The organism is Pseudomonas agarici, from assembly GCF_900109755.1.
GTDB lineage: Bacteria > Pseudomonadota > Gammaproteobacteria > Pseudomonadales > Pseudomonadaceae > Aquipseudomonas > Aquipseudomonas agarici.
The window spans coordinates 61,139-85,845 of record NZ_FOAR01000016.1; the positions used below are offsets into that span (position 1 = coordinate 61,139).

The 24,707-nt window shown below is 61.0% G+C and carries 20 protein-coding genes; 4 read left to right on the top strand and 16 right to left on the bottom strand.

The window, feature by feature from the left end:
- Positions 1–313: 313 nt before the first annotated feature.
- From BMX68_RS15755 to BMX68_RS15770, 4 genes are read left to right on the top strand one after another with little or no spacing between them, the layout of a single operon-like run.
- The gene (locus tag BMX68_RS15755) at positions 314–1,477 is read left to right on the top strand and encodes an efflux RND transporter periplasmic adaptor subunit (RefSeq protein WP_017132685.1); all 1,164 of its coding nucleotides are present in this window, start codon (positions 314–316) and stop codon (positions 1,475–1,477) included.
- Positions 1,474–4,569: a multidrug efflux RND transporter permease subunit gene (locus BMX68_RS15760; protein WP_017132684.1), complete on the top strand. Its 3,096-nt coding sequence runs from the start codon at positions 1,474–1,476 to the stop codon at positions 4,567–4,569. Before BMX68_RS15755 ends, BMX68_RS15760 begins: the two co-directional genes overlap by 4 nt.
- A 9-nt stretch (positions 4,570–4,578) precedes the next feature.
- Positions 4,579–5,259 carry a heavy metal response regulator transcription factor gene (locus tag BMX68_RS15765; RefSeq protein ID WP_017132683.1) on the top strand — a complete coding sequence of 227 codons (681 nt, stop codon included), beginning with the start codon at positions 4,579–4,581 and terminating at the stop codon, positions 5,257–5,259.
- The gene (locus BMX68_RS15770) at positions 5,249–6,613 is read left to right on the top strand and encodes a heavy metal sensor histidine kinase (protein WP_017132682.1); all 1,365 of its coding nucleotides are present in this window, start codon (positions 5,249–5,251) and stop codon (positions 6,611–6,613) included. Before BMX68_RS15765 ends, BMX68_RS15770 begins: the two co-directional genes overlap by 11 nt.
- 88 nt (positions 6,614–6,701) lie before the next feature.
- On the opposite strand, the gene lpxC is transcribed toward BMX68_RS15770, so the two are convergent.
- The 16 genes from lpxC to mraZ form a co-directional block, all read right to left on the bottom strand.
- Complete coding sequence (gene lpxC / locus BMX68_RS15775) at positions 6,702–7,613, bottom strand: UDP-3-O-acyl-N-acetylglucosamine deacetylase (protein ID WP_017132681.1); 912 nt, start codon at positions 7,611–7,613, stop codon at positions 6,702–6,704.
- A 112-nt stretch (positions 7,614–7,725) separates the two neighbouring features.
- Positions 7,726–8,910, bottom strand: a complete 1,185-nt coding sequence (gene ftsZ, locus BMX68_RS15780; RefSeq protein WP_017132680.1) for a cell division protein FtsZ — start codon at positions 8,908–8,910, stop codon at positions 7,726–7,728.
- A gap of 72 nt (positions 8,911–8,982) precedes the next feature.
- Positions 8,983–10,248 carry a cell division protein FtsA gene (gene ftsA / locus BMX68_RS15785; protein WP_017132679.1) on the bottom strand — a complete coding sequence of 422 codons (1,266 nt, stop codon included), beginning with the start codon at positions 10,246–10,248 and terminating at the stop codon, positions 8,983–8,985.
- A 14-nt stretch (positions 10,249–10,262) separates the two neighbouring features.
- A complete protein-coding gene (locus tag BMX68_RS15790) occupies positions 10,263–11,132 on the bottom strand; it encodes a cell division protein FtsQ/DivIB (RefSeq protein ID WP_017132678.1) in 870 nt (289 codons plus the stop codon).
- Positions 11,133–11,136: 4 nt separating this feature from the next.
- The gene (locus BMX68_RS15795) at positions 11,137–12,117 is read right to left on the bottom strand and encodes a D-alanine--D-alanine ligase (RefSeq protein WP_017132677.1); all 981 of its coding nucleotides are present in this window, start codon (positions 12,115–12,117) and stop codon (positions 11,137–11,139) included.
- On the bottom strand, positions 12,114–13,574 hold the full coding sequence (gene murC, locus BMX68_RS15800; protein ID WP_017132676.1) for a UDP-N-acetylmuramate--L-alanine ligase: 1,461 nt from the start codon (positions 13,572–13,574) through the stop codon (positions 12,114–12,116). The genes BMX68_RS15795 and murC overlap by 4 nt, the downstream gene beginning before the upstream one ends.
- Positions 13,567–14,637, bottom strand: coding sequence for an undecaprenyldiphospho-muramoylpentapeptide beta-N-acetylglucosaminyltransferase (gene murG / locus BMX68_RS15805; protein ID WP_074862353.1), 1,071 nt, complete (start codon positions 14,635–14,637; stop codon positions 13,567–13,569). The genes murC and murG overlap by 8 nt, the downstream gene beginning before the upstream one ends.
- A complete protein-coding gene (ftsW, locus tag BMX68_RS15810; RefSeq protein WP_017132673.1) occupies positions 14,627–15,841 on the bottom strand; it encodes a putative lipid II flippase FtsW in 1,215 nt (404 codons plus the stop codon). Before ftsW ends, murG begins: the two co-directional genes overlap by 11 nt.
- A complete protein-coding gene (gene murD / locus BMX68_RS15815) occupies positions 15,838–17,184 on the bottom strand; it encodes a UDP-N-acetylmuramoyl-L-alanine--D-glutamate ligase (protein WP_017132672.1) in 1,347 nt (448 codons plus the stop codon). Before murD ends, ftsW begins: the two co-directional genes overlap by 4 nt.
- A gap of 5 nt (positions 17,185–17,189) precedes the next feature.
- Positions 17,190–18,272, bottom strand: coding sequence for a phospho-N-acetylmuramoyl-pentapeptide-transferase (mraY, locus tag BMX68_RS15820; protein ID WP_017132671.1), 1,083 nt, complete (start codon positions 18,270–18,272; stop codon positions 17,190–17,192).
- Positions 18,272–19,654 carry a UDP-N-acetylmuramoyl-tripeptide--D-alanyl-D-alanine ligase gene (locus BMX68_RS15825; protein WP_017132670.1) on the bottom strand — a complete coding sequence of 461 codons (1,383 nt, stop codon included), beginning with the start codon at positions 19,652–19,654 and terminating at the stop codon, positions 18,272–18,274. Before BMX68_RS15825 ends, mraY begins: the two co-directional genes overlap by 1 nt.
- Positions 19,647–21,110: a UDP-N-acetylmuramoyl-L-alanyl-D-glutamate--2,6-diaminopimelate ligase gene (locus BMX68_RS15830; protein ID WP_017132669.1), complete on the bottom strand. Its 1,464-nt coding sequence runs from the start codon at positions 21,108–21,110 to the stop codon at positions 19,647–19,649. The genes BMX68_RS15825 and BMX68_RS15830 overlap by 8 nt, the downstream gene beginning before the upstream one ends.
- Positions 21,110–22,846 (bottom strand): peptidoglycan D,D-transpeptidase FtsI family protein, encoded by a 1,737-nt coding sequence (locus BMX68_RS15835; protein ID WP_167375464.1) that lies wholly within the window; start codon positions 22,844–22,846, stop codon positions 21,110–21,112. Before BMX68_RS15835 ends, BMX68_RS15830 begins: the two co-directional genes overlap by 1 nt.
- Positions 22,846–23,139, bottom strand: coding sequence for a cell division protein FtsL (ftsL, locus tag BMX68_RS15840; RefSeq protein WP_026013247.1), 294 nt, complete (start codon positions 23,137–23,139; stop codon positions 22,846–22,848). Before ftsL ends, BMX68_RS15835 begins: the two co-directional genes overlap by 1 nt.
- Positions 23,136–24,083, bottom strand: coding sequence for a 16S rRNA (cytosine(1402)-N(4))-methyltransferase RsmH (rsmH, locus tag BMX68_RS15845; protein WP_017132666.1), 948 nt, complete (start codon positions 24,081–24,083; stop codon positions 23,136–23,138). The genes ftsL and rsmH overlap by 4 nt, the downstream gene beginning before the upstream one ends.
- Positions 24,080–24,535 (bottom strand): division/cell wall cluster transcriptional repressor MraZ, encoded by a 456-nt coding sequence (mraZ, locus tag BMX68_RS15850; protein ID WP_026013246.1) that lies wholly within the window; start codon positions 24,533–24,535, stop codon positions 24,080–24,082. The genes rsmH and mraZ overlap by 4 nt, the downstream gene beginning before the upstream one ends.
- Positions 24,536–24,707: the final 172 nt, after the last annotated feature.

Consider the following 24,707-nt stretch of genomic DNA (forward strand, 5'->3'; position numbering starts at 1 on the left):
CCCCACAGGAAAAACGCGGAATATCCGTAGGACTTTTTATATTCAATTAAACACCTCAGCACCTTGATGGCACTTTGCGCAAAACCCATATCTTTGAAAAACAAGCGATTGAACAAACAGAGGCAGTCATGCGGTTATCGTCCATGTCGGCTATTTCTTTAATGCTCGCCCTGCTACTTTGTGTCCTGCCGCTGGCCTTGGCTGACAGCCGTGTCAGTTAGCGGTCACCGTGCTGACCGGATCATGGGGTTATAAAAAGGCTACTGTTCTGCCAGATTGACCTTCCCATTCCTGATCCCGGCGTTTTGACAGCATGCACATCCAGAAAAAAAACCTGTTGGGCCTTGTCGTGATTCTGGTGGTGGCCGCCGGAGTGACCTGGAAGCTGACCCGTCCAGCCCATGTCAAACCGGCCAGCAACCTGGCGATACCGGTCAAGGTGGTCCATGTCACGCAACGGGATGTGCCGCGCTACGCCAGGGGGATCGGCACGGTGTTGTCGCTGCACAGCGTGGTGATTCGCCCGCAGATCGACGGTATCCTGACCCGCGTGTTGGTCAAGGAAGGGCAACTGGTCAAGACCGGAGACCTGCTGGCAACGCTCGACGACCGTTCGATCCAGGCCAATCTGGCCCAGGCCAAGGCCATGCTGGCGCAGAGCCAGGCGCAACTGCAGGTGGCGCAAGTTGATCTCCAGCGCTACAAGTTGCTGAGTGTCGATAACGGTATTTCGAAACAGACCTACGACCAACAACAAGCGCTGGTCAATCAGCTCCAGGCCACCGCCCAGGGCAACCAGGCCGCGATTGCCGCCGCCCAGGTGCAACTCTCCTATACCCAGATTCATTCGCCGGTCACCGGCCGAGTCGGTATCCGTGCCGTGGACGAAGGCAACTTTTTGCGTATGAACGATGCCCTGGGCCTGTTCTCCGTCACCCAGATCGATCCGATCGCCGTGGAGTTCTCCCTGCCCCAGCAGATGCTGCCGACCCTGCAACGACTGCTCGGTGCCGCCAAACCGGCCTCGGTGGATGCTTACCTGGGTGACGACGGACATGCCAGTACGTTGCTCGGCGCCGGTCACCTGACGCTGATCGACAATCAGGTTGCGGCCACCACCGGCACCATTAAAGCCAAAGCCGAATTCAGCAACCCAACGCAGACACTCTGGCCAGGCCAATTGGTGAACATCAAGATCCAGACTGCGCTGGAGCGCGACGCCCTGGTGGTGCCGCCGACGGTGGTGCAGCGTGGCATGGACGGTTACATTGTCTACCGGGTCAAGGATCAGGGTGTGGAAGTGGTTCCGGTGCAAGTGCCTTACCAGGACAGTGAGCTGAATATCATCGAGGGCGTCGAGGCCGGCGATCTGCTGGTCAGCGACGGCCAGTCGCGGCTCAAGCCCAATTCGCAGGTGGCAATACTCGACAAGCCCAAGTTGGTGGAGCAGACCGTGGCGGTGGAACCCAAGCCATGATCAAGGAAAGTCGCGGTGTTTCCGCCTGGTGCATCGATCATCCGGTAGCGACCATCCTGCTCACCTTCGCCCTGGTCCTGCTCGGGCTGATCGCCTTCCCTCGCTTGCCCCTGGCGCCCCTGCCGGAGGCTGAATTCCCGACCATCCGGGTCTCTGCCCAGTTGCCCGGCGCCAGCCCGCAGACCATGGCATCCTCAGTGGCAACGCCACTGGAAGTGCAGTTCAGCGCCATCCCCGGCATGACCCAGATGACCTCTAGCAGCGCCCTGGGATCGACTAACCTGACGCTGCAATTCACGCTCAACAAGAGCATCGACACCGCCGCCCAGGAAGTCCAGGCGGCGATCAACACCGCCTCGGGCAAACTGCCCAAAGACATGCCAACGCTGCCAACCTGGCGTAAGGTCAACCCGGCCGACAGTCCGGTGCTGATCCTCAGTGTCAGCTCCAACCAAATGCCCGGCACCGAGCTCAGCGACTACGCCGAAACCCTGCTGGCCCGCCAGCTCAGCCAGATCGAAGGTGTTGGCCAGATTAATATCACCGGCCAGCAGCGCCCGGCAATCCGCGTCCAGGCCTCGGCGGACAAGCTGGCGGCCATCGGCCTGACGCTGGCGGACATTCGCCTGGCGATCCAGCAAACCAGCCTCAACCTGGCCAAGGGCGCGCTCTATGGGCAATCGAGCATCTCCACTTTGTCGACCAACGACCAACTGTTTCAGCCGGAGGAATACGGCCAGTTGATCGTCTCCTACAAGAACGGCGCACCGGTCCAACTCAAGGACATTGCCCAGGTGATCCGTGGCTCCGAGGACGCCTATGTGCAGGCCTGGTCCGGCGACGAGCCGGGCGTGAGCCTGGTGATTTCCCGTCAGCCGGGAGCCAACATCGTCGATACCGTGGACCGTATCCAGGCGGCCTTGCCCGGCCTGGAGGCCATGCTGCCGGCCTCGGTGCAGGTCAAGGTGCTGATCGACCGTACCCAGACCATCCGCGCCTCGCTGCATGAAGTGGAAATGACCCTGCTGATCGCCATCCTGTTGGTGGTGGCGGTGATGGCGCTGTTCCTGCGCCAGTTGTCGGCGACCCTGATCGTCTCTGCCGTGCTCGGCGTATCGCTGGTGGCCAGCTTTGCGCTGATGTATGTATTGGGCTTCAGCCTGAACAACCTGACCCTGGTGGCAATCGTCATCGCCGTAGGTTTCGTGGTGGATGATGCCATCGTCGTGGTGGAAAACATCCACCGCCATCTCGAAGCCGGTGACGGCATGCGTGAAGCGGCGATCAAGGGGGCCACCGAGATCGGCTTTACCGTGGTGTCCATCAGTTTCTCGCTGATCGCAGCCTTTATCCCGCTGCTGTTCATGGGCGGCGTGGTCGGCCGGCTGTTCAAGGAGTTCGCCTTGACCGCCACCTCGACTATCCTCATTTCGGTGGTGGTTTCGCTGACTCTGGCACCGACCCTGGCGGCGCTGTTCATGCGTGCACCTGTGCATGACCAGCACTCGAAAGCAACCTTCAGCGAACGCCTGCTGGCCCTCTACGAGCGCGGCCTGCGGCGCGCCCTGGCACACCAGAAAACCATGTTCGGATTGTTCTGCGTGACACTGTGTCTGGCCATTGCCAGCTATGTGTTCATTCCCAAAGGGTTTTTCCCGGTCCAGGACACAGGCTTTGTCCTCGGCACCACCGAGGCCGCCGCCGATATATCCTTCACCGAGATGGTGGCTAAGCACAAAGCCCTCGCCGAGATCGTCGCAGCCGACCCGGCGGTGCAGACATTCTCCCATTCGGTGGGGGTTTCAGGGAGTAACCAGACCATCGCCACCGGCCGTTTCTGGATCGCCCTCAAGCCGCAGGAACAGCGCGATGTGTCCGCCAGCGCCTTTATCGATCGGATTCGCCCGCAACTGATGAGGATTCCGGGCATCGTCCTTTACCTGCGGGCAGGCCAGGACATCAACCTCAGTTCCGGCCCGAGCCGCGCCCAATACCAATACGTGCTCAAGAGCAACGACGGTGACACACTCAATACCTGGACCCAACGCCTGACCGAGAAACTACGGGGTCATCCGGCGTTTCGCGATCTGTCCAACGACCTGCAATTGGGCGGCAGCATCACCCATATCAACATTGATCGCAGTGCCGCCGCGCGCTTCGGCCTGACCGCCAGCGATGTTGACGAGGCCCTTTACGACGCTTTCGGCCAGCGCCAGATCAATGAGTACCAGACCGAGACCAATCAGTACAACGTCATTCTTGAACTGGACGCCGCCCAGCGCGGCAAGGCCGAGAGCCTGAGCTACTTCTATCTGCGCTCGCCGCTGACCGGTGAAATGGTCCCGCTGTCGGCATTGGCGCGCTTCGACGTGCCCACCAGCGGTCCGCTGTCCATCGCCCACGACGGCATGTTCCCAGCCGCCAACCTGTCGTTCAACCTGACGCCCGGCGTGGCCCTGGGCGATGCGGTGCTGTTACTCGACCAGGCGAAGAACGAGATCGGCATGCCCGCTTCCATCAGCGGCAATTTCCAGGGCGCGGCCCAGGCATTCCAGAGTTCCCTGGCGAGCCAGCCGTGGCTGATCCTCGCCGCGCTGGTGGCGGTCTACATCATCCTCGGGGTGCTCTACGAAAGTTTCGTGCATCCGCTGACGATCATCTCCACCCTGCCGTCCGCCGGCCTCGGTGCGCTGATCATGTTGTGGCTGTTAGGCCAGGACTTCTCGATCATGGCGCTGATCGGCCTGGTGCTGCTGATCGGCATTGTGAAAAAGAACGGCATCCTGATGATCGACTTCGCCCTCGAAGCCCAGCGTGGTGGATTGTCGCCGGAGGAAGCGATCTACAAGGCCTGTATCACCCGATTCCGGCCGATCATCATGACCACCCTGGCGGCCCTGCTCGGCGCCCTGCCGCTGATGCTCGGCCACGGGACCGGCGCCGAGTTGCGTCAACCCTTGGGTATCGCGGTGGTCGGCGGCCTGCTGGTGAGCCAGGCGCTGACGCTGTTTACCACCCCCGTCATATACTTGTGGCTGGAGCGGCTTTTCCACGGGCCCCAATCGGCCAACGTGCCGGCGATCACTCATTGAGGCTGGGTCATGCGTGTGTTGATTATCGAAGATGAAGAAAAAACCGCCGACTACCTGCATCGCGGCCTGACGGAACAGGGTTACACCGTCGACCTAGCGCGCGACGGTGTCGATGGACTGCACCTGGCACTGGAAGGCGATTACGCGGTGATCATCCTCGATGTGATGTTGCCCGAGCTCGACGGTTTCGGCGTGCTCAAGGCACTGCGGGCGCGCAAGCAGACCCCGGTGATCATGCTTACTGCCCGGGAGCGTGTCGAGGACCGCATTCGTGGCCTGCGCGACGGAGCCGACGATTACCTCGGCAAACCGTTCTCCTTTCTCGAACTGGTGGCCCGCCTGCAGGCCCTGACCCGGCGTAGCGGCGGCGGTCACGAGCCGGTGCAGATCAGCGTCGCCGACCTGTGGGTCGATCTGATCAGCCGCAAAGCCAGCCGGGCTGGCAATCGCCTGGATCTGACTGCCAAGGAGTTCTCGCTGCTCAGCGTACTGGCTCGGCGCCAAGGGGAAATCCTATCAAAAACAGCGATTGCCGAAATGGTCTGGGATATCAATTTCGACAGCGACGCGAATGTCGTCGAAGTGGCGATCAAGCGCTTACGCGCCAAGCTCGACGGGCCGTTCGAACAAAAGCTGCTGCACACCATTCGCGGCATGGGCTATGTGCTGGAGAGTCGTGGTGTCGACTAACTCTATCGCCCTGCGTCTGAGCGGACTGTTCAGCCTGGTGGCGATGCTGGTGTTCCTGTTGATTGGCGGCGCCCTCTACCTGCAGGTCGACAGGGGCCTGGACCTGTTGCCCGAAGCTGAGCTGGATGCGCGCTACAGCGTGCTCGAGTCGTCGCTCAATCGCTTCGGCACTCAGGACCACTGGGCAAAGGTCCGCGCCAAGCTCAGGCAACTGACTGAAGAAGACAAGCGCATCCGCTTCTGGGTGGTCAGCAGCGATCCCCGCTATGAATATGGCAGTCCCGACGCGCAGATCCGCGCCTTCGCCGCCGGCCCCCAGGGCATGCGCGACATCCGCCTACCGGGACACACTAACCCGTTCAAGGTGCTGCTCAACACCATGCCGGCCAAGGACCAGCGGCCACCGCTGCAATTTCTGATCGCCATCGATACCGAGACGTTCTGGCAGACCCAGCATCGCTTGCTGATCGCCCTGATCAGCCTGGCCATCGTCGGCGTGCTAATGGCTTCGGCCTTGGGTTACTGGGTGGCGCGAATCGGCCTCAAGCCGCTGATCAAGCTATCCCAGGAAGCCCACAAACTGGCGCCACCCCGCTTGGCCGGACGCCTGCAACTGTCGTCATTGCCGCCGGAACTCAACCAGTTCGTCAACTCGTTCAACTCAGCCCTGGAACGAGTGGAGCAGGCCTATTCGCGGCTGGAATCGTTCAATGCCGATGTTGCCCATGAGCTGCGCTCGCCGCTGACCAACTTGATCGGCCAGACCCAAGTAGCGCTGACCCGAGGGCGTTCCGCCGAGCATTATTTCGAAGTGCTGCAATCGAATCTCGAAGAACTGGAGCGCCTGCGTTCGATCATCAATGACATGCTATTCCTGGCCAGCGCCGACCAGGGCAGCAAGGCCACCCAGCTGATCAGCACATCCCTGGCCGGGGAAGTCGCGACGACCCTGGATTACCTGGACTTCATCCTCGAAGACGCCCAGGTGCAAGTCCAGGTCCATGGCGATGCGCAGGTGCGGATCGAGATTGCACATTTGCGCCGAGCCCTGATCAATCTGCTGAGCAATGCGGTGCAACACACCGCGCCCGGCCAGGTGATCGAGGTGCGCATCAGCCAAGAGGGCGAGCACGTGGCAATCGCCGTGTCCAATCCCGGCGAGACCATTGCCAGCGAACACCTGTCACACCTGTTCGAGCGCTTCTATCGAGTCGACGCTTCGCGCAGCAACAGCGGCGCCAATCACGGCCTGGGCCTGGCCATTGTCCAGGCAATCGCGCTGATGCACGGCGGCGATGTGTTCGTGCACAGCGGCGACGGCATCAATACCTTTGGGATCTACCTCCCAGCCTGAGCAACCGCCAGAAGCGTTCCTTGTAGGTGCGCACCCTAAAAAAAACCGCCCGAAGGCGGTTTTCAAATACAACAAAAGGAGAGAGTCGTTACACGGCCGCAACAGGACGCATGTAAGAGATCGGCGCGGTGCTGGCGTCTTCGAAGGTCACAACTTCCCAGGCATCGGTCTGCTCAATCAACTTGCGCAGCAGTTGGTTGTTCAGCGCATGGCCCGACTTGAAGCCCTTGAACTCACCAATCAGGCTATTGCCCAACAGGTAGAGGTCACCAATGGCGTCCAGGATCTTGTGCTTGACGAATTCGTCCTCATAACGAAGGCCGTCTTCGTTCAGAACACCGTCTGCATCGACCACGATGGCGTTTTCCACGCTACCGCCGAGTGCGAGGTTGTGCTTGCGCAGGTATTCGATATCACTCATGAAACCAAAGGTACGGGCGCGGCTGACTTCTTTCACGAACGAAGTGCTGGAAAAGTCCACGCTGGCACTCTGGGTGCGGTCCCGGAACACCGGGTGATCGAAATCGATCTCGAAGCTTACCTTGAAGCCTTCGAAAGGCACGAAAGTGGCGCGCTTGTCGCCGTCTTCCACTGTGACTTCACGCAGGATACGGATGAACTTCTTGGCTGCGTCCTGTTCTTCCAGGCCAGCAGATTGGATCAGGAATACGAAGGGTCCGGCACTACCATCCATGATCGGCACTTCGGACGCGGAGAGCTCGACGTAGGCGTTATCGATGCCCAGTCCGGCCATGGCCGAGAGCAGGTGCTCCACCGTGTCCACTTTGACGTCACCGTTGACCAACGTGGTCGACATCGTGGTTTCACCAACGTTTTCCGCGCGTGCAGGAATCTGCACCACAGGGTCGAGGTCGGTGCGACAAAACACAATGCCGGTATCCACAGGCGCTGGCTTGAGGGTCAGGTAGACCTTCTCCCCGGAGTGCAGGCCGACACCTGTAGCACGGATAATATTTTTCAGGGTGCGTTGTTTAATCATGGCATGGGCCGCTTCAGCGCAAATTGCGAACAGGTATCAACAAAGGCTGGCGATGATAGCAGACCAGGCCTTTGCTGAACACCAATCACCCTAATACTCCTGATACATTTCATCAATCGGCCTGGCGACGCAGGAAAGCCGGGATGTCCAGATAATCCAGGTCATCCTGCGGGTTCATCTTCGCGGCAGTCGCGGCACCGGCCTGGGCCTGGTTGCGCATGACGGTCGGACGGTCCAGGTCACGGTAGTTCACCGACGGCAGTTCCTGACGGGCAGGCGCCGCGGCAGCGGACTGCGTAGCCTGCAGGGTATTGTCGATCACCTTGACCGGCTTCTCGATTTTCGCTCCCAGGCCGGTGGCGACGACGGTCACGTGCAGCTCGTCGCGCATGTCCGGATCGATAACGGTACCGACCTTGACCATGGCGTGCTCGGAAGCGAAGGCTTCGATGATGCTACCCACGTCGGAGTACTCACCCAGGGACAGGTCAGGACCGGCGGTGATATTCACCAGGATGCCGCGCGCACCTTGCAGGTTCACGTCTTCGAGCAACGGGTTGCGGATTGCCGCCTCGGTGGCCTCGCGTGCGCGGTTCGGACCGCTGGCGCAGCCAGTGCCCATCATCGCCATACCCATTTCACTCATCACGGTCCTGACGTCGGCGAAGTCGACGTTGATCATGCCCGGACGCTTGATGATGTCGGAAATACCGCGAACGGCACCGGCCAATACGTCGTCAGCCTTGGCGAACGCCGACAGCAGGCTGGCGTCCTTGCCTAGGATGGTCAGCAGCTTCTCGTTGGGAATAGTGATCAACGAATCAACGCTTTCGCTCAGTGCGCGGATGCCCTCATCGGCGATCTGCATGCGCTTGCGGCCTTCGAACGGGAATGGACGGGTCACCACCGCAACGGTGAGAATGCCCATTTCCTTGGCCACTTCGGCGATGATCGGCGCAGCACCGGTACCGGTACCGCCACCCATGCCGGTGGTGATGAAGACCATGTTGGTGCCTTGCAGCACTTCAGCGATACGCTCGCGGTCTTCCAGAGCGGCCTGACGGCCGACTTCCGGGTTGGCGCCAGCGCCAAGGCCCTTGGTCACGCCGGTGCCCAGTTGCAGGATGGTCCGCGCGCCGATGTTCTTCAGCGCCTGGGCATCGGTGTTGGCGCAAATGAACTCGACGCCTTCAATGTTGCTCTTGACCATATGGTTAACAGCGTTGCCGCCGCCACCGCCGACGCCGATAACCTTGATTACCGGACTTTGTGGGACGTTGTCTACGAGTTCGAACATGTTCCCTCTCCTTTCATTCTCTAGTTTTTTTGCCTACTTCTACTGCTTTGAAACCGTTACTGCTTTGAAACTTTAAAAGTTGCCCTGTACCCAGCGCTTCAAGCGCTCCAGCACCGGAGCTTTCTGTTCTTCGTCGCGATAGTCGTTTCTGTTGCTGCTGTTGTAGCCGGACAGGGAAATGCCGTCCGACTGTTTTTGCAGCCCGTACAGCAACAGTCCGACCCCAGTCGAATAGATCGGGTTGCGCACCACGTCCGACAACCCTCTGACGGTGTGTGGCACGCCTAGACGCACCGGCATGTGGAAAATTTCCTCGGCCAGCTCGACCGCACCTTCCATCTTCGAAGTACCGCCGGTTAACACGATCCCAGCCGGGATCAAGTCTTCGTAGCCACTGCGACGCAGCTCGGCCTGGATCAGAGTGAACAGCTCGTCGTAGCGCGGCTCGACGACTTCGGCCAAGGCCTGGCGAGACAGCTCGCGCGGCGGACGATCACCGACGCTCGGGACCTTGATGGTCTCACCGGCACCGGCCAGCTTGGCCAAGGCGCAGGCATAGCGGACCTTGATCTCTTCGGCGTACTGGGTCGGGGTGCGCAATGCCATGGCAATGTCGTTGGTCACCTGGTCGCCGGCAATCGGGATCACCGCGGTGTGGCGAATCGCGCCTTCGGTGAAAATCGCAATGTCGGTGGTGCCGCCGCCGATATCCACCAGGCAGACGCCCAACTCTTTCTCATCGTCGGTCAGCACCGAGTAGGCGGATGCCAGTTGCTCAAGAATGATGTCGTCGATTTCCAGACCGCAGCGGCGCACGCACTTCTCGATGTTCTGTGCCGCGTTTACCGCACAGGTGACCACATGGACCTTGGCTTCCAGGCGCACGCCAGACATGCCCAGGGGCTCGCGAACGCCTTCCTGGTTGTCGATCACATAGTCCTGCGGCAGGGTGTGCAGGACTCGCTGGTCAGCCGGAATCGCCACGGCCTGGGCCGCGTCCAGTACCCGTTCGAGATCCGCCGAACTGACTTCGCGATCACGGATCGCGACGATACCGTGGGAATTGAGGCTGCGAATATGATTGCCGGCCACACCGACGAACGCCGAGTGGATCCGACAGCCGGCCATCAGTTGCGCTTCTTCTACCGCGCGCTGGATCGACTGCACGGTGGACTCGATATTCACCACAACGCCCTTCTTCAGGCCGCGTGAGGGATGGGTACCGATGCCGACGATTTCCAGCGTGCCATCGGCCGCGACCTCGCCCACCAGCGCCACCACCTTGGAGGTGCCGATATCCAGCCCGACGATCATTTTGCCGCTTTGCACGTTTGCCATGGTCCTGCCTCTTCTTAATTCTTCGCAACGGCGGGTTTGGCCGTCACGGGCGCCACAGGTTCCCGCCATCCGACGGCCAGGCCGTTGGAGTAACGCAGATCGATGCTGGCAATGTTCGTAATCTGTTCTTTCAACGTTTTTTCATAAATGGCAATGAAACGGCGCATCTTCTCGACCAGATGATCGCGGCCCAACAACAACTGGATACCTGGTCCCGCGCTTCCCGCGCCGGTGGTCAGAAACCAACTGCCCCGCTCACGCAGTTCCAGCCGGGCGATGGAGAAGCCCAGCGGGCGCAACATCTGGCTCAGGACCTGATACTGCTGCATCACCTGCTGTTGAGCCCGCTGTGGGCCAAACAGCTGCGGCAGGTGTTCATAGTTGGCCAGTTCCCGTGGCGCGAAGGCCTGGCCCTGGTTGTTCAATAACGCTTCCTCACCCCAGCGAGCCACCGGCAACTGTTCTTCCAGGCGAATCGCCACCTGGTCCGGCCACACACGCCGGACTTCGGCGTGGGCGATCCAGGGCATAGTCTCCAGCTCGGCGCGCATGCCCGCCAGGTCGATGGTGAAGAAGCTCGCCGCGACGTAGGGCGCGATACGCTGCTGCACCGCCTGCTGACTGATGTAGCTGAGGTCGCCCTGGACGTTGATCTTGCTGATCGGTCGGTCCGCATAAGGCAACAGGCGCTGGGCGCCTTCATAAGTGCCAAAACCCATGGCTACCAGCAACACCGGCCACATCAAGCGCTTCAGGAAGCCGAAATTGGCTTTTGGCAGACGCACCGACATCGGCTCTTTAGCCACCATGCGGCTGGCACCCCGCGGCACCGGCTTGTTACGGCTGGGGACGGGGGACGGGTGACGAATCTGCGCGCCGTGCATGGGGTTAACCTCGCGGCTCTAAGTGACTGGCGGCATGAGCTGCAACGCTCTCGGCCAAAATCGCCAGCACCAACTGCTGAAAATCGAGACCGGCCGCCCGTGCCGCCATCGGCACCAGACTATGGTCAGTCATGCCCGGAGCGGTGTTGACTTCCAGGAACCAGAACTGCCCGTCGGCATCCTGCATCACATCGGCACGCGCCCAACCGGCGATACCGAGCGCCTCACAGGCTTTCGCCGTGAGGTCCATCAGCTCTTTTTCCTTGTGACTGTCGAGCCCGGATGGGATCCGGTACTGGGTATCGCAAGCCAGGTACTTGGCGTCGTAGTCATAGAACGAATGCGGAGTGCCGAGGGCGATCGGTGGCAGGATCTGCCCACGCAGGGTGGCAATGGTGAACTCCGGACCCTGGATCCATTGTTCGACCAACACTTGCGAATCGTAGGCGGCAGCGGCTTTCCAGGCGACGATCAATTCATCGACGTCGGTCACCTTGGCCATCCCAATACTGGAACCTTCATGGGCGGGTTTGACGATCAACGGGAAACCCAGTTCCGCAGCGGCGCAAATACAGTCGGCCCGCGAGCTCAATACGGCATGACGGGGCGTCGGAATTCCCACGCTGTGCCAGACCTGTTTGGTGCGCAATTTATCCATGGCCAGTGCCGAAGCGAGAATGCCGCTACCGGTGTAGGGAATCCCCAGGCACTCAAGCAGGCCCTGCATGCTGCCGTCTTCGCCGCCACGGCCATGAAGAATGATAAAGGCACGGTCGATCTTCTCGTGCAGCAGACGTTGCAGGAAGTCGTCGCCCACGTCGATGCCGAACGCATCGACACCTGCACTTTGCAGGGCTTCCAGCACCGCGTTGCCGGACTTCAGCGAAACTTCACGTTCGGCACTCTTGCCGCCGAACAGTACGGCGACGCGGCCAAAGGCGTTTGGCTCGAGCGTCGAGAACAGATGGGCGTAAGCAGCGCTCATTTCGATTTCCCCGGGCTGACTGCGGCAACGGCGCCGGCGAACAACGCACTCTTGAGCAACTGCGGGGCGAGACCGCCGATATCGCCGGCGCCCTGGCACAGCAGGATATCGCCCGGCAGCAATAGCGGCTTGACCAGCGGTGCCAACTCCACGCCACGCTCGATATAGATCGGGTCGAGTTGGCCGCGCTGACGGATGCTACGGCACAACTGGCGACTGTCCGCCCCCGGAATAGCCTCTTCGCCAGCCGGATAGACCTCCATCAGCAACAGCACATTGGCGTCGGCCAGCACCTGGACGAAATCGTCGTACAGGTCGCGGGTGCGGGTGTAGCGGTGCGGCTGGTAGACCATCACCAGGCGGCGCTCCGGCCAGCCACCGCGCACCGCCTTAATCACCGCCGCGACTTCGGTTGGGTGATGACCGTAGTCATCGACCAACATCACGCTACCGCCGTCCACCGGCAATTCACCGTAGACCTGGAAGCGCCGACCGACGCCCTGGAAGCCCGACAGGCCCCGGACGATGGCGTCGTCGCTGATCCCCTCGTCGGTGGCAATAGCGATGGTTGCCAGGGAGTTGAGCACGTTGTGGTTGCCCGGCATGTTCACCGACACGTTCAACGGCTCACGGTCGCGGCGCAGCACGGTGAAGTGGGTCTGCATGCCGGCCTGGCGGATATTGATCGCCCGCACATCAGCCTCTTCGTGAACCCCATAGGTCACGGTCGGACGGGCAATCTGCGGGAGGATCTCGCGCACCACCGGATCGTCCAGGCAGACCACGGCCAAGCCATAAAACGGCAAGTTGTGGAGGAACTCGACGAAGGTCTTCTTCAATTTATTGAAGTCACCTTCGTAGGTGTCCATGTGGTCGGCGTCGATGTTGGTGACCACGGCGACCAGCGGCTGCAGGTGCAGGAAGCTGGCATCGCTTTCATCGGCTTCGGCGATCAGGTAGCGACTGGTGCCGAGCTGAGCATTGGTGCCCGCTGCATTCAGACGACCACCGATGACGAAGGTCGGGTCCAGGCCGCCGGCGGCGAACACCGAGGCGATCAGGCTGGTGGTGGTGGTCTTGCCGTGGGTACCGGCAACGGCGATCCCGTGGCGATAACGCATCAGCTCGGCGAGCATCTCGGCCCGTGGCACCACTGGGATACGCCGCTCCAGGGCGGTCGCGACTTCCGGGTTGGACTTGTTCACGGCGCTAGACACCACCAGTACATCGGCGCTGGCGGCGTTCTCGGAGCGGTGGCCGATAAAGATCTGCGCGCCAAACGACTCGAGCCGCTCGGTGACCGGCGAGGTTTTCAGGTCGGAACCGGACACTTCGTAGCCCAGGTTCAACAACACTTCGGCAATCCCGCACATGCCCACACCGCCGATACCGACGAAGTGGATACGGCGGATACGGCGCATTTCCGGTTGCGGCATGGCTTTCTGACTTTCAACCATGGGCCACCTCCAGGCAGATTTCGACGACGGTGCGAGTCGCATTGGGCTTGGCCAGGCGGCGTGCGGTGCTCGCCATGGTGTTCAGTCGTTGCGGTTGCATCAAAACCTCTGTCAGGCGTGCCGCCAGCTCGGCGGCGCCAGTTGTTCTTTGCGGCAGCAGGAAAGCAGCGCCTTCCCCGGCCAAATATTCGGCATTGCGGGTCTGGTGGTCGTCGATTGCATGGGGCAAGGGCACCAGCAATGAAGGCAGACCGGCGGCAGCCAGTTCACTGACGGTCAGGGCGCCCGCGCGACAGACCACCAGGTCGGCCCAGCCATAGGCTTGGGCCATGTCTTTGATAAAAGGCGCCACTTGCGCCTCGACGCCAACCGCCCTGTAGCGTTCGGCGGTCACTTCCTCATGGTTGCGCCCGGCCTGATGGAAAACTTCCGGGCAATACTCGGTCGCCAACTGGGCCAGGGCTTGCGGTAGCAACTTGTTCAATGGTTCGGCACCGAGGCTGCCGCCGAGAATCAGCAGGCGCGCCCGACGCCCGGCCAAGGCCTGGCGCGGGGTTTCCAGGAACAGCTCGGCACGCACCGGATTACCGGTGGTGCGGCGTTTGCTCGAAACGCCGAAGGTGTTCGGGAACGCTTCGCAAACCCGTGCCGCCATGGGCACCAGCAGCCGATTGGCGGTCCCCGCGACGGCATTCTGCTCATGCACGATCAGCGGCACACCGAGCAGCCGAGCGGCCACCCCACCGGGGCCGGTGACGTAGCCACCAAAGCCCAGCACGCACACTGGCCGCAATTGGCGAATGACCTGGCAGGCCTGCCAGATGGCGCGACACAAGATGAAGGGAGCCTTGAGCAACGCCAGCTTGCTCTTGCCTCGCAACCCCGCGACGTTGATCAGGTGCAACTTCAACCCGGCATTGGGTACCAGTTCGTTTTCAATGCCCCGTGGCGTGCCCAGCCAATGCACGGCGTAGCCCTGAGCCTGGAACTCGTGGGCACAGGCCAACGCCGGGAACACGTGGCCACCGGTGCCGCCGGCCATAATCAACACGTTAGCGCCCATGGGGAGTGTCCTCCACAAAGTCGCTCTCATCGAACTCCATATCTTCGCTGCCCAAGTGGGTTCGACTCTCCCACTCGATACGCAGCAACAAGCCGAGGCAGACACAGCAGATCACCAACGAACTGCCGCCATAACTGAGGAATGGTAGGGTCAGGCCCTTGGTCGGCAGCAGACCGACATTCACACCGATATTGATCAGAAATTGGCCGATCCACAGGAACGCCAAGCCATAGGCCATATAAGCGGCGAAGAACTGCTTGGCCTTCTCGGCCCACAAGCCGATGTACATTGCCCGCACGCTGACAAACACAAACAACGCGACGGTGCACAGGGACCCCACGGCGCCCAATTCTTCGGCCAGCACCGAGAACACGAAGTCGGTATGGGCTTCCGGCAAATAGAACTGCTTCTGCACGCTGTTACCCAGGCCAACACCCAGCCATTCACCCCGACCGAAGGCAATCAACGCCTGGGTCAATTGATAACCGGAACCGAACTGGTCGGCCCAGGGATCGGTAAAGGTGGTCAAGCGCGCCATGCGGTAAGGTTGCGCCTGGATCAACACCACCACCGCGACCACCGCCAACAAGACCATCAGGCCAAAGCGCAATAACCCCACGCCGCCGAGAAACAGCATTGCCGCCGCCGCGCCCATCATCACTACGGTGGCGCCGAAGTCCGGCTCCATCAGCAACAGCCCAGCCATCGGCAGCAACACGATGAACGGCTTGAAGAAGCCCATCCAGCTTTCGCGCACTTCTTTTTGCCGTCGCACCAGATAGCCGGCGAGGTAGATCACCACGAAGACCTTGGCAATTTCCGAAGGTTGCACGTTGAAGAAACTGAAGCCGATCCAGCGCATCGAACCGTTCACTTCACGGCCAATCCCCGGCAGCAGTACCAGCACCAGCAGACCGAAAGCGCCCACCAGCATCATAAAGCCCATGCGCTGCCAAGTAGCGATGGGCACCATCATCGTGGCGACACAGGCAACCAGGCCAATGACCAGATAGATCAGGTGGCGAATCATGTGATACAGCGCGTTGCCCGACTGCGCGGCGGCCACTTCGGAGGAGGCCGAGGTGATCATCACCAGCCCCAGGCCCAGCAGCGCCAGGCAACCGGCGAGCATCGCAAAATCGACGTCGATACCCCGTCCGGTGATGATCGGCGATGGATAAGGCTTGATGATGTTGAAGTTCATACCAACCCCTCCACGGCCTGGGCGAACAGGCGTCCGCGCTCTTCATAATTCTTGAACATGTCGAAGCTTGCGCAGGCCGGCGACAGCAACACCGCGTCACCTGGCTCGGCCAGTTCGGCACAGTGCCGCACGGCATCGTCCAGGGTCTGCACGCGGATCAGCGGCACCTCATCGCCGAGGGCCTGAGCCAGCAATTCGCCATCACGCCCCAGCAGGACCACCGCACGGCAATTGGCTGCGACAGGGCCGCGCAAGCCGTTGAAGTCCGCGCCTTTGCCATCGCCACCGGCAATCAATACCAGCTTGCCGGTAATGTCGCCGCCCAGGCCCTCGATCGCGGCCAGGGCCGCGCCGACGTTGGTAGCCTTGGAATCGTTGTAGTAATTCACGCCATTGAGTTCGCGCACCCATTGGCAACGGTGTTCAAGACCGGCGAATGTCCGCAGGCTCGCCAGCATGGCGTCGAACGGCAACCCCACCGCATGCCCGAGTGCCAGCGCCGCGAGGGCATTGGATTGGTTGTGGGCGCCACGGATCTTCAGATCGCGCACCGGCATCAGCTTGTCGAACTCGAAGGCCAGGTATTTCTCGCCAGCTTCTTCACGCAGGCCAAAGGCCTTGAAATCCGGTTGGCCGAGGCCGAAGGTCCAACATGGCAGGTCTTCGCCCATCAACGGACGGGACAGCGCATCCTGGCGGTTGACCACCACCTGTTTGGCACCTCGGAAGATCCGGTGCTTGGCCAGGTGATAAGCCGGCAGACCGCTGTAGCGGTCCATGTGGTCTTCGCTGACATTGAGCACGGTCGCCACTTCGGCGCCCAGTTGATCGGTGGTTTCCAGTTGGAAGCTCGACAGCTCCAGTACGTACAACTCGACATCGTCACTGAGCAGGTCCAACGCCGGGGTGCCAAGGTTGCCACCGATCGCCACGCGCTTGCCGGCTGCCGCGGCCATCTCGCCGACCAGGGTGGTCACGGTACTCTTGGCATTGGAGCCGCTGATGGCGACGATAGGCGCCTTGGCGTTGCGTGCAAACAGCTCGATATCGCCGGACAGCTTCACGCCACGGGCCGCCGCCGCCTGCAAGGCCGGCGTCGCCAGAGCCAGGCCGGGGCTCACGTAAAGCTCGTCGGCGCGGCAGAGGAACTCCACGTCCAACTCGCCACAACGCACTTCCACCTGCGGATAGTCACGACGCAGCGCGGCCAGCTCCGGTGGGTTGTCCCGCGTGTCGGCCACCGCAAAGGCAACGCCCCGGCTCGCCAGGAAGCGAACCAGGGACATGCCGCTCTTGCCGAGGCCGACAATGATGCGGAAGTGGTCAGAAGCGATCAGCGACACGTGTTCTACCTCAGCTTCAGGGTGGCAAGACCGATCAACACGAGAATCACGGTGATGATCCAGAAACGGACAATCACACGTGGCTCGGGCCAACCCTTGAGTTCAAAGTGGTGGTGAATCGGTGCCATGCGAAATACCCGGCGACCGGTCAGCTTGAACGAGGCAACCTGAATCACCACCGACAGGGTTTCCATCACGAACACGCCGCCCATGATGAACAGGACGATTTCCTGACGAACGATCACCGCGATGGTGCCCAGGGCGGCGCCCAGCGCCAACGCGCCGACGTCGCCCATAAAGACTTGGGCCGGATAGGTGTTGAACCACAGGAAGCCCAGGCCGGCACCGATCAGCGCGCCACAGAACACGATCAGCTCGCCCGCGCCCGGCACATAGGGAATCAGTAGGTATTCGGCGAACTTCACGTTACCCGATAGATAACAGAAGATACCCAGCGCGCCACCGACCATCACCGTCGGCATAATCGCCAGGCCATCGAGGCCATCGGTGAGATTGACCGCGTTACTCGAACCGACGATCACGAAATAGGTCAGGATCACGAAGCCCACACCCAGTGGGATGCTCACGTCCTTGAGCATGGGCACGATCAAAGTGGTTTCCACCGGGGTCTGTGCGGTCATAAACAGGAAAATCGCCGCAGCCAGGCCAAACACCGACTGCCAGAAATACTTCCAGCGACTGGGCAGCCCACGGGAGTTCTTTTCGATCACCTTGCGATAGTCATCGACCCAGCCGATGGTTCCGAACAGCAGGGTAACCAGCAGCACCACCCAGACGTAGCGGTTATACAGGTCCGCCCATAGCAAGGTACTGATGCCGATGGACGATAGGATCAGTGCGCCGCCCATGGTTGGCGTGCCCGACTTGGACAGGTGCGATTGCGGGCCGTCATTGCGCACCGACTGACCGATCTGCAGACTCTGGAGGGTACGAATCATCCACGGGCCGAGAAACAGCGACAGAGACAACGCCGTCAGCACCCCGAGAATCCCGCGCAGGGTCAAGTACTGAAAGACCGCGAAGCCTTTGTAGAACTGTTGCAGATACTCCGCTAGCAGCAGCAGCATTAATGCGTCTCTCCCTTATGCACATGAGGCGCGGGCTGGCACAAAGCCGCGACGATGTTTTCCATCGCAGCGCTGCGCGAACCCTTGATCAAAATGGTGGTATTAGTGTCTTGCTCGGCGCCAAGCGCCTCGATCAGATCGGCCTGGGTGGCGAAATGACGAGCGTGTTGGCCAAATGCGCTGACGGCGTGAACCATCATGGGTCCCACCGCATACAGCGCTGAAACCTTACCGGCGGCATAAGCGCCTACTTCACGATGCCCCTGCTGCGCCCACTCGCCCAACTCGCCGATATCTCCGAGTACCAGGACGGTGCGGCCGCAAAAGCCAGCGAGTATATCAATGGCCGCGCACATGGAGCTGGGGTTCGCGTTATAAGTGTCATCGATGACCCGCAGGCCATTGCTGGCCAGTTGCGCGACCGCCCGCCCCTTGACTGGTTGGACACTTTCCAGTCCGGCGACGATACCTGGCAGCGAAACTCCCAGCGCATGGGCCGCCGCCGCCGCCCCCAAGGCGTTGGCAACGTTGTGGCGGCCCAACAGGTTGAGTTGGACAAGCGCCGTACCATCGGGACCGTGCAGTTCGAATCGCGCACAGCCACGCGCATCGACGGAAATAGCGCCACCATGGAAATCGGCGGCGCTGTTGCCCAGGGCAAAACTCAACACCTTGCGCGTACCGGCACGGGCTTTCCAGATGGTAAAAGCCTTGTCGTCCAGATTGAGCACGGCAATACCATCGGCTTGCAGCCCATCGATGATCTCGCCCTTGGCCTCGACGATCTTGTCGGGACCGCCGAACTCGCCGACATGGGCGGTCCCGGCGTTATTCAGCACCGCCACATGCGGTTTGGTCATGGCGACGGTATAGGCAATTTCGCCAATGCGCGAAGCACCCAGCTCGATAACTGCGGCACTGTGTTGCGGCGCCAGTTCGAGCAGGGTCAATGGCACGCCCAGATCGTTGTTCAGGTTGCCCTGGGTCGCCAGTACCCGCCCACGGGTCCGCAGAATGCTCGCGAGCATCTCCTTGACCGTGGTCTTGCCACTGGAGCCGGTAATCGCCGCCACCGGCTGGGTGAACCCGGCACGGTTCAAGGCAGCCAACTGACCAAGCGCCAGGCGAGTATCACCCACCAGCAACTGCGGCAGTTCGACACCGGGCACTTCTCGCTCGACCAGTGCCGCAACAGCGCCCTTGGCCGCCACGTCGCTCAGGTAATCGTGCCCGTCGAAACGCGGGCCGCTCAGGGCGACAAACAACTGACCCGGCTGGATCGCCCGGCTGTCAATGCTCACTCCGGAGAAACTCGCGTCGACCGAAACCAGACGAGCCGACAGATCATGGGCGACGCTACTCAACTTCATCGCTTCAAGCATGCGCGGCCTCCCAGGCTTGCAGCGCCTTCAATGCCTCGACCAGATCGGAGAAGGCATAGCGCTCGCCATTGATTTCCTGATAATCCTCATGGCCCTTGCCGGCCAGGACGATCACATCGTCGACCTTGGCCGCAGCGATCACTTCGGCGATGGCCAGTCCACGACCGGCCACGAAGCGAACGGCTTCGGGGGCGGCAAAGCCGGCACGGATATCCTCGAAGATTCCCAGGGGATCTTCGGTCCGAGGGTTGTCGTCGGTCACCAGCACACTGTCGGCCAGGCGTTCGACTACTTGAGCCATCAGCGCACGCTTGCCGCGATCACGGTCGCCCCCACAACCGAACAGGCAATGCAACTGCCCCTTGGCATGCGGTCGCAAGCCCAGCAGGACTTTTTCCAGGGCATCCGGGGTGTGGGCATAATCGACTACCACCAGGGGACGGGCACCGCCCCCCAGGCGCTGCATGCGACCGGCCGGGCCTTCGAGCTGGGGCAGCACCCGCAGAATCTCATCCAGCGCATAATCCAACCCCAGCAATGCACCCACCGTAGCCAGTAGGTTGCTCAGATTGAAACGGCCAATCAGCGTACTGCGCAGATGGTGTTCGCCTTGCGGGGTCACCAGCGTGGCGCGCACGCCGTCGTCGCCGAACCGCGCGTCGCGGCAATATAGATAGGCGCTACTGTCCTCGAGGCTATAGGTGATCAGCCGGGACTCGTGTTTTTGCGCCGCCAACTGACGACCGAAATCATCATCGAGGTTGATCACCCGGCAGCCCAGGTCGGTCCAACCGAACAGCTTGGCCTTCTCGGCACCGTAGGCTTGCATGGTGCCGTGGTAATCGAGATGATCGCGGGACAGGTTGGTCAGCACCGCCACATCGAACGCCACCGCGCTGACGCGCCCCTGATGCAGGCCGTGGGAGGATACTTCCATGGCGACTGCCTTGGCGCCGGCTTTCTTCAGATCAGCCAGGGTCGCCTGTATGGCAACCGGGTCCGGTGTGGTATGCAGGCCGCTCTGCAGCGCACCATAGAAGCCGGTGCCCAAGGTACCGACGATCCCACAGTGCTGGCCGAGCAGGTCCATAGCTTGGGCAATCAGTTGGGTCACACTGGTCTTGCCGTTGGTTCCGGTGACGCCCAGCAGTTTCAACTGGCGGCTAGGCTCACCGTAGAACCGCCCGGCGATATCCGACAACTGTGCCGCCAAGCCTTTGACCGGAATCAACAAAATATCGGTGATTGGCAGTACGGTGGCGCCTTCCACTTCATAGGCAACTGCCGCTGCGCCACGCTGCAAGGCATCGGCGATATGGTTGCGGCCATCGACCTTGCCGCCCGGCACCGCCAGGAACAGATCACCGGCACGCACTTTGCGACTGTCCAGCGCCAGCTCGCGAATCAATAGATCGTGTCCGGCGTGAGGAAAGATCTTGTTCAGACTCAAGGACATTAACCACGCCCTCCTTTGAGCGGTACCGGCGCGACAACGGCCTGCTGCTGCGGAATGCTCGACAGGTCATCCGGGCTGACGTTCATCAGCCGCAGAGTGCCGGACATCACTTTGCTGAAGACCGGAGCCGATACCAGGCCGCCGAAGTAACCGGCCTTGCTCGGCTCGTCGATCACCACCACGATGGCGTAGCGCGGATCGCTCATCGGGCCGAAACCGGCGAACAGCGAACGGTAGGAGTTCTCGGCATAACCCTTGGTGCCGACCGACGTCTTACGGGCAGTACCGGATTTGCCCGCGACATGATAGGCCGGGACTTTTGCACGCCAGACGCCACGCGGTGCCTCGATCACCTTCTGCAGCATGCCTTGCATGGTCTTGGCGACATTTTCCGGGATAACCTGGGTGCCCTCGGAGATCTTGTCGGTCTTGATCAGTGTCAGCGGCACAATCTTGCCGTTGTTGGCCAGGGCCGAGAACGCATGCACCAGCTGGATGGCGGTTACCGACAGACCGTAGCCATAGGACAGGGTCGCCGTCTCGGCCTTGCGCCACTCACGATAGTTCGGCAGGTTGCCCACACGCTCGCCGGGGAAGCCCAGGCCGGTGTCCTGGCCCAGGCCAACTTTCTGCATCACGCGGAAAATCGCCTCGCCACCGATATCGAAGGCGACCTTGCTCATTCCCACGTTACTGGAGTTGATCAGGATGCCCGTCAGGTCGAGTACCGGGCCTTCGGTCTTGGACACATCACGGATGGTGTATTTGCCCAACTGCAGGGTGCCCGGATAAACCTCGACCGTATCGGTGGGTTTCCAGCGCCCGGTTTCCAGGGCGGCACTCATGGAAATCGGCTTCATCGTCGAGCCCGGCTCGAATACGTCAATCATTGCACGGTTGCGCATCATCGCCGGCTGCAGGTTGCGACGATTGTTGGGGTTATAGGTCGGCTGGTTGACCATGGCGAGGATCTCGCCGGTCTTCACGTCCATGATCACCAGACTGCCGGCCTTGGCGCCGTTTTCCACCAGTGCGTTGCGCAGCTCGCGATTGGCCAAGTATTGCAGGCGCAGGTCAATGGACAACGCCAAGGGCTTGCCGGCCTTGGCGTTCTTGGTGACTTGGACATCCTTGATCAGCCGACCGCGCCGGTCCTTGATGACCTGGCGCTTGCCGGGCACCCCGGCCAACCACTCGTCGTAGGCCAGCTCCACCCCTTCGCGACCATGATCGTCAATGTCGGTAAAGCCGACCATATGGGCCGCCACCTCACCGGCGGGATAAAAGCGCCGGAACTCCTCCAGGCCATAGACACCCGGCACTTTGAGATCGAGCACAGCCTGACCTTGCTCCGGGGTCAGGCCCCGAACCAGGTAGATGAATTCCTTGGTGGCCTGTTGCTCAAGGCGTTCGCTGAGCAGCTTGGGGTCTTGTCCGAGTGCCATGGCCAGCGCCGGCCAGCGGTCCTTGGCCAATTGCATTTCCTTGGGATTGGCCCACAGCGTGGTGACCGGCGTACTCACCGCCAGAGGCTCGCCATTACGGTCGGTGATCAACCCACGATGTGCCGGAATCGGTATATGCCGCATGCTGCGGGCATCGCCCTGGCCGATCAGGAACGCCCGATCGACCACCTGCAGATCGACGATCTTCCAAACGATATAGCCAACCATGATCGCCAACGCGCCGAGCACCACGCGGAAGCGCCACGGATAGAGTGCGCCCTCGAGCTTCATCATGGCGCCACCATCCTGACATCAGACGGGCTGGGGATGAGCATCTTCAATTGTTCGGTGGCCAGGGTTTCGATGCGGCTGTGGGCTGTCCAGGTGCTCTGTTCAAGGATCAGGCGTCCCCATTCGGCCTGGGCCTTGTCACGCACACTCAACTCGCCATACAACGAATTGAGCAATTGACGATTCCAGTACGCGCTATAGGCCACGCCGATAGCGGACACCAGCACGCCAACAAATAGAAGGAACATGAAAAAGCTTCCGCCCGGAAGGGGTTTGGCATAGAGCCTGCTCACCGCAATTTCTCCGCGACCCGCATAACGGCGCTGCGCGCACGCGGGTTGATCTTGAGCTCGGCTTCGGAGGCAAATTGTGCTTTACCGTGCACCTTGATCCGTGGTTCGAACGCCTGATGGCGTACCGGCAGATTGCGCGGCAGATTATCGCCCTCGCCCTTGACCAGGCGCCGCATGAACAGTTTGACGATGCGGTCTTCCAGCGAATGGAAGCTGATCACCACCAGGCGACCACCGACCTCCAGAGCGTCTAGCGCGGCATCGAGGCCGGTTTCGAGATCGCCCAGCTCATTGTTGACATGGATGCGCAGGCCCTGAAAGGCTCGGGTAGCCGGGTTCTTGCCCTTTTCCCAGGCTGGGTTGGCGACTTTGAGCACTTCGGCCAAATCGGCGGTGCGCTCGAAAGGTTTGATTTCACGACGTTCCACCACAGCCCGGGCCATGCGACCGGAGAAGCGCTCTTCGCCATACTCCTTGAAGACACGGGCAATTTCCTCCACCGGGGCCGTGGCGATGAACTCGGCGGCACTGACCCCGCGCGACGGATCCATGCGCATGTCCAGCGGACCGTCGTTCATGAAACTGAAGCCGCGCTGCGGGTCATCCAGTTGTGGCGAGGACACACCGAGGTCGAGCAGGATGCCGTTGATCTTGCCCGCCATATTGCGCTCGACAATCTCCGAACCCAGCTCGGCAAAGCTGCGTTGCACAACGACAAAGCGGCCGTCTTCGGCCGCTAGCGCTTGCCCGGTGGCAATCGCCTGTGGATCTTTGTCGAAACCGAGCAGTCGGCCAGCGGATCCGAGCTTGCCGAGAATCCGCCGGCTATGCCCGCCCCGACCGAAGGTGCCATCCAGATAGCAACCATCAGGACGCACAGCGAGAGCCTCGACGGCTTCGTCAAGCAGTACGGTGATGTGGTTATAGCCGCTATCAATAGTCACAAGATCAGATCACGCAGTTCATCAGGCATAGCGCCCGGTTGTTGAATGGCCGCCAGGTCAGCTGCGGATACAGCATTCCAGGCGTCCTCGTCCCACAGTTGAAACTTGTTCAGTTGGCCCACCAACATCGCACGCTTATCCAGCTTCGCGTACTCGCGCAGACGCGGCGGCACCAGGAACCGACCGCTACCGTCAAGTTCGAGATCAACGGCATTACCGATCAGCAAACGTTGCAGGCGACGGTTCTCTTCCCGCAGCGACGGCAACGCCCGCAACTTGGTTTCAATCAGTTCCCACTCGTCGAGCGGGTACACACACAAACAGGGATCCACCGCATCAATGGTGACGATCAATTGCCCGGAACTACGCGAATCGAGCTCGTCACGGTACCGGCTCGGCATGGCGAGACGGCCCTTTGCATCGAGACTGATAGCGTTAGCTCCGCGAAACACAGATGCGTTTCTCCAAATATTAGCGTTTTACGCTCAAAAAACCCACTTCATGCCACTTTCCGCCACTTACGCACACTATAGGAATGCGCCCACCACACCGTCAAGGCGCGGTCTTAAGGAAAAGCCTTACAGATCGGAGATTTAGGAGCATAAAAGGAGACTTGGGGACAAT